Origin of the sequence: Candidatus Erwinia haradaeae, from assembly GCF_900698935.1 — a bacterium.
Lineage (GTDB): Bacteria > Pseudomonadota > Gammaproteobacteria > Enterobacterales > Enterobacteriaceae > Erwinia_E > Erwinia_E haradaeae_D.
This window is the reverse complement of record NZ_LR217715.1, coordinates 995464-1013083: the sequence shown is the minus strand read 5'-3', so window position 1 is coordinate 1013083 and position 17620 is coordinate 995464. Positions and strand designations below refer to the sequence as shown.

Sequence of the window (17620 nt, the reverse complement as noted above, 5' to 3'; positions counted from 1 at the left end):
TCCTGATATATAATTCGTCCGTTTCGGTGACAAATCCTACTTTCTATCTGTGTAATTACGAGGAAATAGGGTTGTCAAACTTTTATTTTATTATCAAAACAGTATCACAGCATGTTGTGGTAATCAGTATAAGCTACTACAATATATTGTAAGTTAACTATCAGTATTAGATTGTTTTTACATTTATGCGTTTAATATTCGTATTTTTCATTTTTTTACACCAGAGCATTAGATGATTCTTATGATTATGTATTACCTATAAGATTGTAAAATGATTTTTTTTGCGGTAACGGCGGTATGGCATATAATGATGGAACTATAGAGATCCTAATATGTTAGATGAAAGCGTCGCAACAATAAGAATATTTTTATCATGTATTATTCTTATGTGTGATGATTTATATCAGCGGAAAGCTTGATAGAATAGTTTTAATATCTTAGAGTTGGTTGGTTGCAATATATAGTATTGTTAGTGTATATCTGTAGAAAATGATAGTTTATTTAGTAAAGATTGTGCATTACGGGTAGTTAATGATTTTTATAGAAAGACCACATCCTAGCCTAGAAAATAGGGACGACGATCTAAGAATTTAATTCCGTATGTACGGTAGTGGCAATACATAGGGTAATTGAGTGTCGATATCGTAACAGCGTAGAGCAGAAAAAGAGCATATGTGATGCGATGGTATTTAATAATAGTAAAATGCAGTAATATTGGATATTAGTACTTTCTATTGAAAGTGAAAATTCGCATTAGATGAAAACTGTGTGGAGAGGTAAACGTGATTATAGTTTGAATTCTGTCCCTAAGTAGACACGCTGTACTTGTGTATCTGCAAGGATGACTTCTGGGGTACCAGAAGAGATAAGGCGCCCTTGATTGACAATATAAGCACGTTCACAAACTGCTAAAGTTTCCCGGACATTATGATCAGTAATCAATACCCCTAAACCATGTTCGCTTAATTGTTTAATAATTTTTTTAATATCTGTAACAGAGATAGGGTCTACGCCAGCAAAAGGTTCATCTAATAGAATAAATTTTGGTTGCGCCGCCAGCATACGTGCTATTTCTACGCGCCGTCGCTCACCTCCAGATAATGTATGTCCCATATTATGATGCAAATGCCGTCCAATATGAAATTCATCTAGTAGTTCATTAACGCGATTGACACGTTGTTGTTTGGTGAGGTCATGGTGCACTTGTAAAACAGACATTATATTTTCATAAACACTCAGACCTCTGAAGATAGAACTTTCTTGCGGTAAGTATCCGATGCCTCGGCGCGCCCTAGCATGTAGGGGTAGCAGACTAATGTCTTCTTTATTGATTATAATTCTACCTGAATCGCGTGATATAATACCCACCACCATATAAAATGTTGTTGTTTTTCCTGCACCATTCGGGCCAAGCAGACCGACTACTTCACCGGATCGCACATGCAGGCTCACACCTGCGACTACCAAACGACCTTTATAGCTTTTTACTAAATTATCTATTATCAAATTTGACATATTAATTGTTTGTTTTTTGATTTTTTCTGATTTTTTATTTTTTAAGTTGTGATGGTATGAGCGTACTAGTTATGCGGTGACCGTTCTGACCAATAGCATCTATTTTGTTTTCTTTGATTCTATAAATAAGATGATCACACTGGATATTACTATTTAGTTGTTCAAGATAGGCATTTCCATTAAGTTCAACTTTATTGGTATTTAATTCATAATGAATCTGTTTTGCATGACCTTTAATGGGTTTACCGTTTTCCTGCATTTGATAAAATGTTGTAAGACTACCGTCAGCATCAATAAAAATTTTTTGGTTGTCGCCACCTGGACGATTCAAAATAATCTTATCGGCTGTGAGTTTAATGGAACCTTGTGTTACTAGCACATTTCCAGTAGCTGTAGCAATGTTTTTGATAATATCAATCATCTGATGATCTGCATGAATATGAATGGGCTGACTGAAATCTGCAGTTAGCGATAATACCGACGCGCTGCACATGAGAAAAAAGATACCTATAAACCATTTAATTATCTTCATGTATATTATGTATGTCATAAGATGTTTGTACTTGATCGATTAATTCAGCGGTTTTATGTCGTAAATTCCCGTGCATTTTAATACTAGTAGCATAAAAGGTACGACCATATAAGAATATATGGTCTACAGAGGTAATATCTTGCGTAATTAAGCTAATTTGTGCATTGTGCATCTTAATTTTCTCTATCTCTGTTGTATGAGTTAAGCTATTTATTAGCACATCTCCATATAAATACAACATTTTATCTCGCGCCAGCATAGCTGTGTTGGCCCGTATCATCCATGATGGACTATGGTTATCATCATATATATTTATAGTAGGCCTTACAAAGCAGATTATTTTTTTATCAGAGTAATATGCAGCTTGATCCGAACTAATTTGGTTCGATAAAGCTCCTTCCATATTATAGAGCAACATACGTAAACCAGTGCTTGTGTAAGTGGGTTCTGCAGCAGCATGGTTTATATGTAAAATATCATGAACATTATTATGTTCGTTGCACAACCAGCCTATTAATATGATTGAAAGCAACACCGCTAGCATCGTTATACAGCGTTGAATATTAGTCACATGCACTATAAACTAATCATCTAGCACAAGTTTACCTTGGGCGATTAATATGAGATCACAAATTTCTCGCACAGCGCCATTCCCGCCAGCTAACCGTGTTACATAGTGGACTTTTGGCAGTAAGATCGGATGGGCATTGGATACAGTGACTTTCAAACCTACCTTCGCCATGACTGGCCAATCTAGTAAGTCATCACCGATATATGCTACTTCATCTGCTGTAAGATGTAGTTGTTCTAGTAGTAGATGGAATGGTTTTATTTTATTAGAACATCCTTGATATAGGTGCTTAATACCTAGTGTCGTACAACGATCTTGCAGAAGTTGAGACTCTCGTCCAGTAATAATTGCTACCTCTATTTTAGCGGCTAATAAACACTTAATACCATACCCATCACGAACATGGAAACCTTTTAGTTCTTCACCAGAATTACCTTGGTAAACGATTCCATTAGACATTACGCCATCAGCATCACAAATTAATAATTGTATGTTTTGTGCTTGACGCATGACTTGTTGACTGACCGGCCCATAGCAGGTTGTCAATGTTTCTTCTTGATGATTCATCAGTCTTTCCTTGTATTAATATGTAATGCTTGTTTAAACATCTATAAAGATAGGTGATTTTAAGAGTTCATTCTATCAAGTGGTATGGATATGAAACAATATTATTAATTGCAATAGTTATTTATAGTGGTACGTAGACCAGTAAATTTGCATGATAGATCCGGGGTATTGCAGTATTGTGTATAATCAGATACAATATTATATACATAGTAAGTAAATCACAAATATTACACTTTGATGCCTGTTTTGTTTTTTGGAAAAATAATTTATGGCTTCTCTGGATTGGATTTGATCTGATTAAGATAACATAGCATGTTATAGAATTTTATGTAGGAAAATTCTACTTGATAAGAGTTTAAATACAAACAGTTGCAATGTGCTAAACGTCACGCAATAGAAATATAGAATTACTATAATATGCAGTTTTTGGTATTACCAATACTGTATGTACCGCTTGCCTTATCGATAATATTCAACATATTTTTTAATATAGTATATTACAGTCTCTGTTACAGCGTATTGTTACAGCGTATTTCTATTTTTTTAAAGATTCAGAGCATGATTGTTGAATAGGAACGGAAGCTCTATAACAGATGGCACATGATTGTTAGATATAAGACATATGAGAAAATATTGTTTTGCTCCACGTAATTATGTAAGACAGTATTATTTGTATTTTTTAACAATGATTTGCATAGGTATTATGATGTTGCCAGTTCATAATATGTAAAATTGATGTTATTTTGAATTCAATGATGTGCTTTATAGATGTAGCTATTCCGTGCAAAATGCAGGAAGCTTAATATACTTTATACGGAGATATTTTTGACTGTTTTGTGGTTAGTGTTAGTCGAAATACGTTGTATGCATATTTCAGTGTAATATTTTATGGATATATACATCGCGATCAGAAATACAGGATATTTGGATGCTGACGTAATCCAAATATATGTAATACGCAATTCACACTGCGTTTGTGCGAAGAATATCATGAATATGCACTAATCCTATTAAGTGATTGTTCTCAGATATCATAATACAGGTAATATTGTTATTTTGCATGATGCTCATAGCTTCTATGATTAATGCATCTGGTCGTATACGTATACCAACTGGTGTCATTACACTAGAAATACAAATATGATGTAAATTTATGTTCTTCCTGACATCAAGCAAGCGTCGTAAATCACCATCAGTAAAGATACCTTGAATAATTTTATTCATATTGCAAATCACAATCACGCCTAGTTTTTTCGAGGTCATTATTAGCAAAGCTTCGTATAGGGAAGCTTCTGGGTGAAGGCTGGGAATATCCTGATCAACTCGCATAATATCATTAACGCGAATTAATAATTTGCGCCCTAATGCTCCGCCAGGATGTGATAACGCAAAATCTTCTTGTGTAAATCCCTTGGCTTTTAATAAAGCGATTGCTAAAGCATCGCCCATAACTAGTGCGGCAGTGCTACTACTTGTAGGCACAAGACCTAGAGAGCATGCCTCTTGTGGTACTTTAATACATACATGAACTTCTGCGGCATATGCCATTCTACTATTGGAGCGACTTGTCATACAGATTAAGATAATCTGACGACGTTTCAAGATAGGAATTAATGTTAAAATTTCTATACATTCTCCAGAGTTAGAAATGGCAATAATAATATCATCCGCACAAACCATACCTAGATCACCATGATTAGCCTCAGCAGGGTGTATAAAAAAAGAAGGTGTTCCTGTACTGGCAAAAGTAGAAGCAATTTTTTTGCCAATATGGCCAGACTTACCCATGCCCATAATGATGACTTTGCCACGACAATGATAAATAATTTCACAAGCACGTACAAAATCTTCATTGATGTATTGATCAAGTTGTTGAAGTCCCTCACGTACAATCTGTAATACCATTTTTCCGCTCTTCTGAAAATCACAGGGATGTGTGGTAGAAAGACGTGTCATAATGTTTAGATCCTTGTGCTAGAAAGTTATATGTGACATTTAAAATATAATGTACGTAATTTGCGTTCATGATATTTTTTGATATTCTAGGAAGTAATGGTCGCGATAATCGAACGGGTATTTTTTTGTGTATTATCATGTAATAAATTTCATTTATTCTTGTCTGTAGCTTAATCATGACAAAGTCATTCTCGAGAGAGATAGCGGCAGATCTTTTATAGTGCTGTAAATTCAGAACAAGGAAGAACTCAATATAAACTTTTTATAGAACAGAGTAGGAAAATGCTGAACAATGTATATTAATTTCATTCAATATACAAAAGTGATGATATTATGACTTGCGATAGTCTAAGTGACTTTTTAGTCATGCTACATAATCTAGTATTTATTCTAATGAAGACCATTTAAGTTATCACTTCGTACGTGATATCAAGTATGGTTTTATTGACATCACAAACAGTGTTTATATTTTCTTGATATAGATATGATGAATATCATGTGATATCTTTTCTTCCCAGTGCTTAGATATTCTTTTTTTCATCTATGATAATAGATGAAAAAAATAAATAGTGTATTACGATTGAAGAATGTTGCTTAAATAGAACTGAAAATTTCAGTTCCACTGTTAATATTCGAATATCTATTACGTGGTATTGTATATCTAATATAGAATTTGCATAGCTTTATAAAAGATTAGGTCATAAAATATTATTTTATCAAATGTTAACACATTATAAATATTATGGCTATGTGTCTAATACGCTGATCTATAAATATTATAGCACTATACGAGTCTGTACTTAGATTCCAGCATGGCTCTATGCTAGATAAATAATATATGTGTTGATGAGTCTAGAGTAGAGCACTGATGAATTTATGGAGAATATTTAAAAACTTTTTAAATTACATTTTTGATGTGGGTTAAATGATATTGATTCAATATGTATACAATCAATCAAGAAGAAATAAAATAATCTATTCTGTGCAATTAAAAACCATCGTATATTTATCAATAGCTAGGAAAATAAGTCTGCTGCAATAAATAGAGTGAGATAGTGTCTTCTCGATAACACAGCAGTAACCGTATTATTTTCAAATATGCTGCTTTTTCTACGAGGAGTGCATGTGGCTGCGATAGAATCGGTGAGAGATATCATGATTGGCTATATTGGTTGCGTTACAATTACACTGTAAATTGCAATGCAAGAATTTTTATATGTTATATAACAAATTTACACTTCATTTTTAGGTATATAATTATTCTGTATATATCGAGTTATCGTTGAATGACTATTGCATACGTAGAGAACTTAATAAAGAACTCTTAGTTTGTATGGAGTAATATTTTTTATGCATATCTTCTAAAATATTATAACAAGATAATTTTAGAAGGTGAGTACATATGCAGATAAATAAATAGCAACCGATATGCATGTTTTAAATAAAAAAGGAGGCAATATACTTTTCTGTGCAGAATTCAGGATGTTATTCTATGAATCTTTTTATACCTTCTAAAAAAGAGTGAGAATTTTATCGGGGTCAATATCCTGCTGATTTTTAATCATAACACAAATAGTTATTGAATAATTATTGAGTTATACGATACTTTTTTTACACAAAGTATTATGAATGAACCGTATTTTGATCATTATAGCTACTCTATGGTGTTTATGACCATTTCGATGTTCAAGATGGATAGAAAAAACTTTAAATTTGAGATAAATGTGAATATTCTTCGTTAACTAGATTGTCGTTGTTTCCTATATTCCCCTCAGACTGTATGATTCTAATATCAGCATTTGTATGTAAAGCGCAAGTACAAAGATTTGTAGTGTATCTATAATATTATATACAATAAATAGAATTTTCTCCTATTAGACATAGTTTCTGTTATCTAAACAGTCATATAATAAGGTTAACATTTACAAATGCATATTCATGGCTGTACTCGCTATATAGTAGTGTTGTGCATGATATAGTAAGGTTCTAGGTTTTGAATCCATCTGTATTGCATACAATATTTTGGGATATATATGTGATTGTAATACGATGATCATGTAGCGCGTGTTTCCACGGATACGATACACTTACTGTATAATACAAGATATTTTTTGGCTAGCCCCGATAGCATCAATTTAATGGTATTCACGCATGATAGCAATATGACTACATAGCTAAGATTAGCTTATCTTACTATAAGCATTAGCGAATAATAAATATATAGAATGTATTTCTTGATTTTGGAAATATATCAAGATTATCTTCATAATTTTTTATTATGATAGAGAGAGTATTATAGATCTATAGGAAGTCTATTTCTGGATATATATTAGTTTTTCTCTAGTAGAAGTCGTTTTTTCTAAAATTTAGTGGTAAAAATTTATAATTAGAGAGTAGTTGATTATTAAAGCGCTTTATATTCATTCATAAATCAGAGGTTTTATAGAAATAGATTATTGTTCATACATGAGCATAAAATGATACATAGATTTCGAGCACTGGGATTTAGGAACTTCATTATTTTAACTCTTACCGCTAAAGAGAATATTGTTATGCCTGATTCAGCAATTGTATACTTTTGTAAGTTATAATTGGAAACATACAGAGTGTTTTGTGAATACCCGTACAGAATCTGATCAGGCATATGATCGTATGGAACTACGCTCTAATTGAGATCATATTGCATATAATCGCCTGAGTTTTTAAAGATTTGTAGGTGCTGGAAATTGCGACTTTTTATTTCTTTTCATGAACAGGTATCCAGAGATACGCACATTCTTGATGTAATTTTATATTTATAGCTCACAACGATCTCTATAACAGTAGGAATATTGATTTTAAACACATGTGCTTTCACAAAAAATACTATTAAAAGTCACAAGGAGGCCATAGTCATGTATATGACAAAATATTAGTGTAATAGTGGTAGACATGATGTGTATGTTGAGTATCTTTTGATTGTTTTGTATTTATTTTTAGGTATTATCTAAATAATAGATAAATTTCTGGGTTCTAGTTGATGAGTTCACTTGTTAAATGGTGTTATAATATTTTATATTCTACAAGAGAACGTAGCATGCAATGTATTATATGTTTAAAATAATATTGATGTCTTTTGTAGTTCACACATCAAAGCTAATAAAATCCACAAAGGTGGAAGCATTATATAGAGAAGATACTGTTGTATATACGACTATAAGAGATGCTCAGTTATCTCGTTTTAGAGGATAGCATAAAATTTGTTGAACACACCAAGACCTTCAAAACCTTTCTAAAAGATTTATTTGGAGAATATGATAAGATTCCTATTCATGCATATAACATTGAATATGCAGAAGTAGTTGATTTATTGTCCTATGTCGATTTCAATTAATCTAGCATATTTTCGCATACAACACAAGATACATAATGCGGTTAGAAGAAGCTTTAACTTTAGCTAAAGATCATGGCTTAATACATTCTCTCGATATACAGTTTTCTCGTATGATTGCTGAAAGAGATTCTCAGCCTGTATTAATATTAGCGTCTGTATTCCTTAGTCGTGACGTTAGAGCAGGACATGTGTGTTTACCTCTAATAAACATGTGTCCTAAAGGTTTGTTTTCTGGTCTGCATCGGGATTTAGCACAAATAATCTGGGATGCTGCTGGTATGCCAGAAGATATTGAGAGCATGTTGTTAGCATGCGTGGCAGTTAGCGATGGACAGATAGTTACACCACTAGTTCTGGAAAATAATTGTCTGTATTTATATCGTATGTGGCATAGTGAAGTAATAGTTACAAATTTTATACAGAGCAGAAATTTATTTCTGGAGGTAGAAGACAAAAGAACATGTAAAATTTTAGATTATTATTTTGATAAGTCTAATATTATCGATTGGCAAAAAATCGCTGTTGCTATAGCAATAACATCTCAGTTAACAATTATCTCTGGGGGGCCAGGCACTGGTAAAACTACTATAATAGCTAAGTTGCTATGTGTTTTAATTGAGTTATTACCAGTATGTCCACGTATTAAAGTGGTTGCATTAACTGGTAAGGCAGCAGCAAGGTTGACGGAATCTTTACATATCACCTTGCAGAGTATAGATAAAACGTGCCTGCTATTAAGAGGTTTTCCTAGCGTAGCAATTACGCTACATCGTCTTTTAGGGGTTATGCCAGGTAGTCAGAAAGTGCGGTTTCATGCAGATAACCACCTTCCATTAGATATATTAGTTATTGATGAAGCCTCTATGATTGATTTATCTATGATGGCGCATTTAGTGTCGGCGTTATCTAGTCATACACGAGTGATTTTAATAGGAGATCAGAACCAGCTATGTTCGGTAGAAGCTGGATCAGTTTTCGGTGATCTTTGTTATAGGCTAGATAATCATTATAGTCTCCGTCGCGCCGAGCAGCTATCCAATTTAACGGGTTATAAAATAATTGGGAAGGAAAGGTGTGTGTGTCATTCGATATCTGATGTGAGATGTGTATTACCAATAAGTTATCGTTTCAAGAATTCATCTGGTATTGGTCAATTAGCATTAGCAGTAAATTCCGGGAAGATAAAACTATCTACAAGGATACTTAATGGTAATTTTAGTGATGTCTCCTATCGTTGTCTACAATCTGCGCAAGATTATAATGAGCTAATAGATCACTGTGTTAAGGGGTATCATATATATTTGAATTTATTGAAAATTGGAGAACAATATGAGAAGATTATTATGGCTTTTAGGGATTTTCGGGTGTTATGCACTATTGGTAATGGGTTATTTGGTACGTCAGGATTAAATGAGAATATTGAAAAACAATTATATAAGATGGGATTAATATACGAGCACTCTGCCTTGCAGTATCCATGGTATATTGGGCGACCAATTATAATTATGCGGAACAATCCATATCTTCAATTATATAATGGTGATATTGGTATAGCATTATTGGATGATGCTCGTCATATAAAGGTTTGGTTTTTACGACCTAATGGTGACATAAAGGGGTTCAATCCTTTTTTTTTGCCATTACATAGCACAGCTTTTGCGATGACTGTACATAAAGCTCAAGGGTCAGAGTTTGATCGTGTTGTACTTATTTTACCTAATCAAGAAGCATCCATAATAACGCGTCAATTAATATATACAGCGATTACTCGCGCTAAAAAAAACATCACCATTTATGCTAATGAAGGAATTTTTCAAAAAGCAGTCAGATTGGATGTACTACGTCGTAGTGGTTTATTAGATAAACTTTATAAAGGCTGAAAAGAATCTCGTGTATTCGTAGTAGAATCATAATTTTTGAACTTAGTGGTTTTTTATTGAGAAAAGGTATATTCGTAGAATGATTGTGGATCTATCGAATGGGTTATCATTCGCAATGATATCAGCATTGTTTTTAGTTTAAAATGCTGTGTATGGGTCAAGTGACCATGGATTGCTTCTTTATGATTGATAGTACAATATATAGTTGATTGTGGAGTATATAAAACACACATCAAGAGTATAACACGTCTGTGGTGGTAGATCTATACTGTAGAATTGGTATTCTATAATATTATAAAGTTGTAATGATACTTATGACTTTTATCATCCTATATTTTTTATAAAAAATACACATTAATGTTCAGTTTGTAGCGTGTTGTATTATATTTTCTCTGTTGGATATTAGATAAATCATTTTCTTTTTTTTGTGAAAGATACATAATTCAATTGGTATGTAGGTGCTAACATAGTCGCTGTTTGTTAATTAATAAACATCTATCATTTAAAACATAGGTTAAAAGATGTATAACAATAAAAGGTGTGTGCGTATAGATATGAAATAAAAACAAGTTAAAGAAAGTGCTATAAGAAAATCGTGTATTAGTATGAATTTAGATGATCCAGACAAGTATTTTCTTCTTTTATAGAAGTGTATTCTAGTCATATTTAACAAGGTGTATCCTAATAATTTCCCATTATATCTTATGTGATCGACTCTAAAAATTAGCATTCTTGGTATATGTGAGCAGGACAGATGATATGTATTATTATAAATAAACTATTCTTATTTGACATATATCTCAGTTTCTTGTGTGTTGAGAAGGACATAATCAGTATTTTCTGTATTAATTACGCAGATTTAAAAATCACTTTTGCATAACTTATACGATCATGATACAGGTTATTAGCCTATATCATGATTTAAATATATAAATAGTTTTTAAGGTAATATTAAGCGATGAAGCATCATAAAAATTTTGCCTCTATATATTTATAATCTATATTAGGTGTCGAATACGCTGGATAGATACTCATATTACAAAACATCTCTTTCTATTATGAACTTTTATAAATTTTGCTTAATTACTGGGGGAGATTTCATCACATTTGTAGAAGTATTTTCTTCTTCTGTAAGAGAATGTACCCGTTTACGTACTCGAAACCACCCAAGAGTTAAGACTAAGGCAAGAAATGGAATGGATGCAATGGTGTAAGTGCCATTCGGGTAGTCAAATGCCATCAGTACAAGAACACTGACTAAAAAAAGAAGGGTTAACCATGAGGTAAAAGGAGCACCTGGTAGCTTAAATATTATATCTTCTGCTTTGCCTTCCTTAATAGCTTTACGCAGACGCATTTGACATATCACGATGAATGCCCAGGATGAAATAATCCCAAGTGTTGCTAAGTTCAGAACAATCTCAAAGACACTAGAAGGAAGAATGTAGTTAAGATATACGCCAATAATATACACACTAACAGTCATGATGATACCTACATAAGGCACTTGATGTTTACTCATTCTAGACATGCATTTTGGCGCTGAACCGCCCATAGACATCGAACGTAGAATTCGGCCCGTAGCATAAAGTCCTGAGTTTAAGCTGGATAGGGCGGCACTTAGTACGACTATATTCATAATGCTGCCTGCGTACGGTAAACCTAGTTTAGAAAAAAAAGTAACAAATGGACTTTGTCCTGCTTGGTATGCATTCCAAGGAAGCAGTAGTACTAGTAATACTACAGATCCAACATAAAATAAGCCAATACGCCATATCACTCGATTAATAGCTTTCGGTAGTATAGTTTGCGGGTCCTTACACTCTCCTGCAGCCGTCCCTACAAGCTCAATGGAGGCGAATGCAAATACCACTCCCTGAACCAATACTAGCGCTGGTAAAAGACCATTTGGGAAAAAACCACCATTGTCAGTAATTAGATAAAAACCAGTTTCATTACCGTCTAGCGTTTGACCACTACCGAGGAAAACAACACCAACAATTAAAAATACGACAATAGCGAGTACTTTTACTAGCGCGAACCAAAATTCCATTTCAGCAAACCATTTTACGCCAACCATATTCATGCTACCAACAATAGCTAAAGCACCCAGGGCGAACACCCATTGTGGGATGTCGCTGCAAGCGCTCCAATAATGCATATACAGTGCTACAGCTGTAATATCTACAATACCAGTCATTGCCCAGTTGACAAAATACATCCATCCCGTGACATAAGAAGCTTTTTCACCTAAGAATTCACGAGCATAAGAGACAAAACTGCCGCTAGAAGGACGGTGCAATACTAGCTCCCCTAGTGCACGTAAAATAAAGAACGAAAAGATACCGCATACTAAATACACTAATGCTAAAGCTGGGCCAGCAATTTGAAGACGTGCGCCAGCACCAAGAAAAAGGCCTGTTCCAATTGCTCCACCGATAGCAATCATTTGTACGTGACGATTGTCCATGGCTTTATGATAACCAGAGTCTTGGGCATTTAACCAACGTCTTTTTGAAGCGCGCTTTGCTGCGCTTGCTTTGTTATCTGCGTTCATATGTAATCCTAATTATTCTGTTAACTAATGTTTCGGTTACCGTCCCGGGCATTTAAATGCTCAATGTGGTATGTTAAATGCTTATTACTGTTTTAATGAATTAAAGAAAGATTATTGTATGCTTTTTATTGGCATAAGTGATTCCTTTATAATTTAAGTAGGATGTATATCATTATTATTGTCAATATATTCATGTGAATATCGGCGACTACTACAATTTTTTATGTGTAATTTGCAAGGTTTAAAAATCCGATCTCTACACAACACTTAGTCATTGTCACAGGTTTCTAAGGGGAAACGAAATTTTTTACTACTGATTATTTTTCATAAAATGGCATGGTGTCTGTTATAGTGTAATCACATACTAGATCGTGTATTCTTCCCTACAGTATAGAATCGACAGAATGAAAAAATTAATGATTACAGCAGGCATCGATTACTACATTTGTGGTTATTACTAAGACAGAGATAATCTGTACTAACTATCGTACAACATTACTTACGTTTAGTAATCATAACTTAACTTCATGCTTGTTGATATAGTACATATTATACTTACTTATATAGTACATCTATACTATTTACCATCGTATATGTAATTTATTCCTAACACTCAGAGCTGAGTCACAACATGTGTGTATTATATAGAGGCTGTTACTTCTTTTTTGCTTCGCGTGTGATACAGTTTATGATTAATACGCTTTCATGCATGTTTTGGATAAGGAAGGATGTTACAAGAGTAAAGTATAATAAGAATCATCATTAAATATCTGATTGTACCAGAATATAATTATTGCGTGTCTGCAGGGTACTTCCATACAGACATCTCTGATTAGTCATAGTATATTTTTATTACTTTGCACATTTAAATGTTCATCAGAATGTGTATTAACTTAGTTCATTGCACACTATTCAGTATACAGTACAAGTAAGTTGTTAAATAATCAGTAAGGATAGGAAATGTTGTTATGCTAGCATCAGGTTGAGAGAACTTATGTCTTATTTTTATTTAAAACCCTATCATAGACAACTTTACAGATGTGCCAGTGACATTGATTAAGTTATTATACTTCTCTTTTTCTTCTTCTTTTTTGTAATCGAGGATACATAAAGGATACTAAGCGACCACCTTCTTTATTTCCAGAAGTGCAATCACCATAGCGTGTTGCTCATGATATTTTGGTGCTAATGGCTCCCCTCTCGCCCATTAGTTATAGAATATGCATATAGTGTTGCTATTCGAACAAGGTCAAATCAATTACCAATATTTTTTATTACGTTGTATACCGTGACTTGGGTCATGAGCACACCGCTCCACTTGTAGTGATAAATGCATGGATGTCATTCTTCGTAGCTATCGTTAGTCTACTAATAATGAATTCAGTAGTGTTTTGTGATGAGATATTTGATTTTTAACTCGAAAACTTTCAGCGCGGATAATTGTTTGTAAATCTATGAGCGCATGATCAAAATTCTCATTTACTATCAAGTAGTTGTATTCTATATAATGGCTAATTTCTGCTACGGCCTGAGTCATACGTCTAGTAATTACAGATGCACTATCTTGATCTCGTTTATGCAAGCGACGCTGTAGCTCAGATTTAGATGGGGGTAAGATAAAAATACTACGTGCATCTGGTATGGCTCCTCTAATATTTCTAGCACCCTGCCAATCTATATCAAGAAATATGTCAATGCCTTTTTCCAATTGATGTATCACAGCTTGACGTGATGTTCCGTAATAATGTCCAAACACTTGAGCATATTCAAGAAATTTTTTCTGATGAATCATGCTACGGAATTTCTGATGAGTGATAAAGTAATAATGTTCTCCGTGTTTTTCCCCTGGTCGTATTGGACGGGTAGTATGAGAGATAGACATTTGAGCATGGTGTGGTTTCTGTGTTTTTAACAATGCTTGAATAAGGCTGGACTTTCCAGCCCCACTAGGGGCTGAAAAAATAAACAATCTTCCTAGCGTCATAACTCTTCTTAGTGTATGTGACTGTATTCTTAGCAAGAAATAATATTTCTCGCCTATCTTGTGAGGATGGAAATTGGTTATATATGAACATACACCCCTTGATATATTGTTAGATATGTCGTGTTTTGAGTGAGATAGTCACTGTACTATCTCTTTTGTCAGTACAACGGCTTAATCGAAAAGATCGATATGGTTGTATGGTCACGGTTGAGTACAAGTGGCTCATGTGCTGTGAGTATGTAATTGTTTCTGCTGTATCTATTACTGTGTCATGATATGTGCTTATATCAGCGCATCAGTGAATTGGATGCAACATCAGGATATTGTTGTCTTGTTGTACGTACACTCTGTATTAATTTTCGCACGACATATTTTGCGTAAATTATTATCTGTTATTACGTATGAGTGTTGCTTGCTTTATATTTGTATTTAAAATTTTTTAAACCCTTGATAATCGATAGTAGTATACTCGGTCGTACATAGTGTGTAAATAATTTTAATTGTTAGTGGAATAAATTTCAATTGACCATTAAAGGCGATGATACAAGGAATATATTTCCTATATAAGAAAAGGCATCATGCTCCCTAATAGTGCTGATGATAGATCAAAGATATACGCGTTTTTATAAAAGGATTCAGTTGACTATTAACTAGGTTATATGTGATAAAATGTTTGAGTAGATATGGATAAAACATGTTCGCACTCAATAAAATTAAGAAAAGAATTACATGCTGTAAGCTGTTTGAGATAAGAGCAGGCTAAGTTCAAATATTTTTAAAGTTGTCTTAAAGTGAAGGTGAGGTGCTTTTTTACTATTAGGTAAATCATGCATGATATCGCATATAGAGGATCATATAGAGGATACTGATACATATGTATTATGTATATGGTATTTACTTTATAGTACATAGTATCTATTGGATAGAATATATTATGAATAACCACTAATCACTTTGCAATTGAAACCACTGTGGTATATAAAATATATGTGAGGATGTTTAAAAATAGAATGGCTATATTTGAAGAGTGAATACCATTCCTAGATCAAGAGTTTAAATTTCCAGTCTGTTTCGTAATATTCATCTGTGACTTTTATGCTTATTTTGTCTTTTTTAAGATATATTTCGCACTCTAGTATAACTTTTATGTCTCTGTAACGTCTGTAACGATCATACATCCATTTGGCACTAACGTCACTTATTGCATTGGTTATTACAGTAATTTTCTCAATTGAAATATTGCTAGAAATGATATCGTTTTTTAATTCTATTGGGTAAAAACCTCTCGTACTTCCTAAAGAATACAAGAATCATCAGACCGATCGTATGGGTTGTGAAGATGAGGTATGGTGAGGTTTCGGCATTCGTAAAGATAATACACTGCATTTTTACTGCGACAGCCAAATTCATATTGTGTGTGGATTATGAACAGTTCTGTTAACAATTATAGAGGGGAAAAAGCAGGAAAATTATACACGGACAAGATCTATTGGTTTTATTTGTTAAGCCTGGTCTGAAGAAGAACGTGAGTGCCGCTCGTGCTGTAGGTTTATACATTGTATCTGGTAAAGCTTTACAGGTTGCGCAAAATGCTTTGTAGGAGTTGTTGATCAGAAGATCCAAAAGGATGATTTCTGTATGAGAGGTTATCATAAAATATGACAGGCGCAGTAACTTTATAGGATGCAATTCAAAAGTTTGGTTTAATCAAATCATTCCTATAAAGAAGATGAACAATAAATTTTTTTATTTTGGAGTACAGAGATGTTTACCGGTATTGTGCAGGGTATAGCAGAGCTATGTCGGATTCAAGAAAATAAGCAGGGTAGAACACACGTAATGAGGATGCCGAAAATCTTGTTATTAGGTATAGAGATAGGTGCTTCAGTTTCTAATAACGGTTGTTGTTTAACTGTTACAGACATCACTGATGCTTATGTGAGCTTTGATTTAATAGAAGAGACGCTGGCTCTTACTACTTTAGGCTCTCTTTCTGAAGGGGATCAGGTTAATGTAGAGCGTGCTGCAAAGTTTAGTGATGAAATTGGGGGTCATATAGTATCTGGCCACATCACGACTACTGCAACAATTAGTAAAATCTATAATGATGACACTTATCATAATTGCACAATATGGCTGAAACTTTCGCAACAGAACTATAATAAATATATTTTTTATAAGGGTTTTATTACTATTGATGGTATTAGTTTAACGATTGGAGAGATAGTACACGACACATTTTGTGTCCATCTTATTCCAGAAACTTTATTGCGTACGACCATTAGCCGTAAAGATATTAATTCTCAAGTCAATATTGAAATTGATCTACATACCCAAATTTTAGTCGATACCGCAGAAAGAGTGTTAGGCAATCATAAAAAACAGTTATGTTAGCTATCTCTTTTGTATTGCATTCGATTTTCGCATAGATCTTTTTTGGGTGTGTATGCCGTATCGGTGGATTGCAGAGCGTGTCTTGCATAATAACTTGATGTTGAGCACTTTAAGCTTAAAAATAACAAGGACTATAGTTTTTATAAAAAGCTTAACATGGAAGATATTTTTTATGATCTAGTTAATTATGTAGTGAATCCAAGATGTTCCAGATTTTCTGCATGGCATATCGTAGTGAGTCGTATTAGAGCTCACAATCACTGCAATGTATCACAGTGAGCATCTTGTGCA

At 33.5% G+C, this 17620-nt stretch carries 9 protein-coding genes; 2 read left to right on the top strand and 7 right to left on the bottom strand.

Annotation, left to right across the window (positions count from 1 at the left end; genetic code table 11):
• Positions 1-786 precede the first annotated feature (786 nt).
• The 5 genes from lptB to kdsD all read right to left on the bottom strand — a co-directional run bounded on the left by lptB (position 787) and on the right by kdsD (position 5141).
• Positions 787-1515 (bottom strand): LPS export ABC transporter ATP-binding protein, encoded by a 729-nt coding sequence (lptB, locus tag ERCIKOCA2762_RS03215; RefSeq protein ID WP_157988723.1) that lies wholly within the window; start codon positions 1513-1515, stop codon positions 787-789.
• A 34-nt stretch (positions 1516-1549) separates the two neighbouring features.
• Positions 1550-2065 (bottom strand): lipopolysaccharide transport periplasmic protein LptA, encoded by a 516-nt coding sequence (lptA, locus tag ERCIKOCA2762_RS03210; protein WP_157988722.1) that lies wholly within the window; start codon positions 2063-2065, stop codon positions 1550-1552.
• Positions 2034-2618 (bottom strand): LPS export ABC transporter periplasmic protein LptC, encoded by a 585-nt coding sequence (lptC, locus tag ERCIKOCA2762_RS03205; protein ID WP_157988721.1) that lies wholly within the window; start codon positions 2616-2618, stop codon positions 2034-2036. Before lptC ends, lptA begins: the two co-directional genes overlap by 32 nt.
• Before the next feature lie 12 nt (positions 2619-2630).
• Positions 2631-3185, bottom strand: a complete 555-nt coding sequence (gene kdsC / locus ERCIKOCA2762_RS03200) for a 3-deoxy-manno-octulosonate-8-phosphatase KdsC (RefSeq protein ID WP_157988720.1) — start codon at positions 3183-3185, stop codon at positions 2631-2633.
• A gap of 963 nt (positions 3186-4148) precedes the next feature.
• Positions 4149-5141 carry an arabinose-5-phosphate isomerase KdsD gene (gene kdsD / locus ERCIKOCA2762_RS03195; RefSeq protein ID WP_157988719.1) on the bottom strand — a complete coding sequence of 331 codons (993 nt, stop codon included), beginning with the start codon at positions 5139-5141 and terminating at the stop codon, positions 4149-4151.
• A 3408-nt stretch (positions 5142-8549) separates the two neighbouring features.
• On the opposite strand from kdsD, the gene recD reads away from it, so the two are divergent.
• Positions 8550-10394, top strand: a complete 1845-nt coding sequence (recD, locus tag ERCIKOCA2762_RS03190; RefSeq protein ID WP_157988718.1) for an exodeoxyribonuclease V subunit alpha — start codon at positions 8550-8552, stop codon at positions 10392-10394.
• Positions 10395-11460: 1066 nt separating this feature from the next.
• Here the strand turns inward: recD and ansP are convergent.
• Both ansP and gmk read right to left on the bottom strand, forming a co-directional pair.
• Positions 11461-12951 carry an L-asparagine permease gene (gene ansP, locus ERCIKOCA2762_RS03185; RefSeq protein ID WP_157988717.1) on the bottom strand — a complete coding sequence of 497 codons (1491 nt, stop codon included), beginning with the start codon at positions 12949-12951 and terminating at the stop codon, positions 11461-11463.
• A 1360-nt stretch (positions 12952-14311) separates the two neighbouring features.
• Positions 14312-14935, bottom strand: coding sequence for a guanylate kinase (gene gmk / locus ERCIKOCA2762_RS03180; RefSeq protein WP_157988716.1), 624 nt, complete (start codon positions 14933-14935; stop codon positions 14312-14314).
• Positions 14936-16699: 1764 nt separating this feature from the next.
• Between gmk and ERCIKOCA2762_RS03175 the strand changes: the two genes are divergently transcribed.
• Positions 16700-17329 carry a riboflavin synthase subunit alpha gene (locus ERCIKOCA2762_RS03175; protein WP_157988715.1) on the top strand — a complete coding sequence of 210 codons (630 nt, stop codon included), beginning with the start codon at positions 16700-16702 and terminating at the stop codon, positions 17327-17329.
• The last annotated feature ends 291 nt before the right edge of the window (positions 17330-17620 follow it).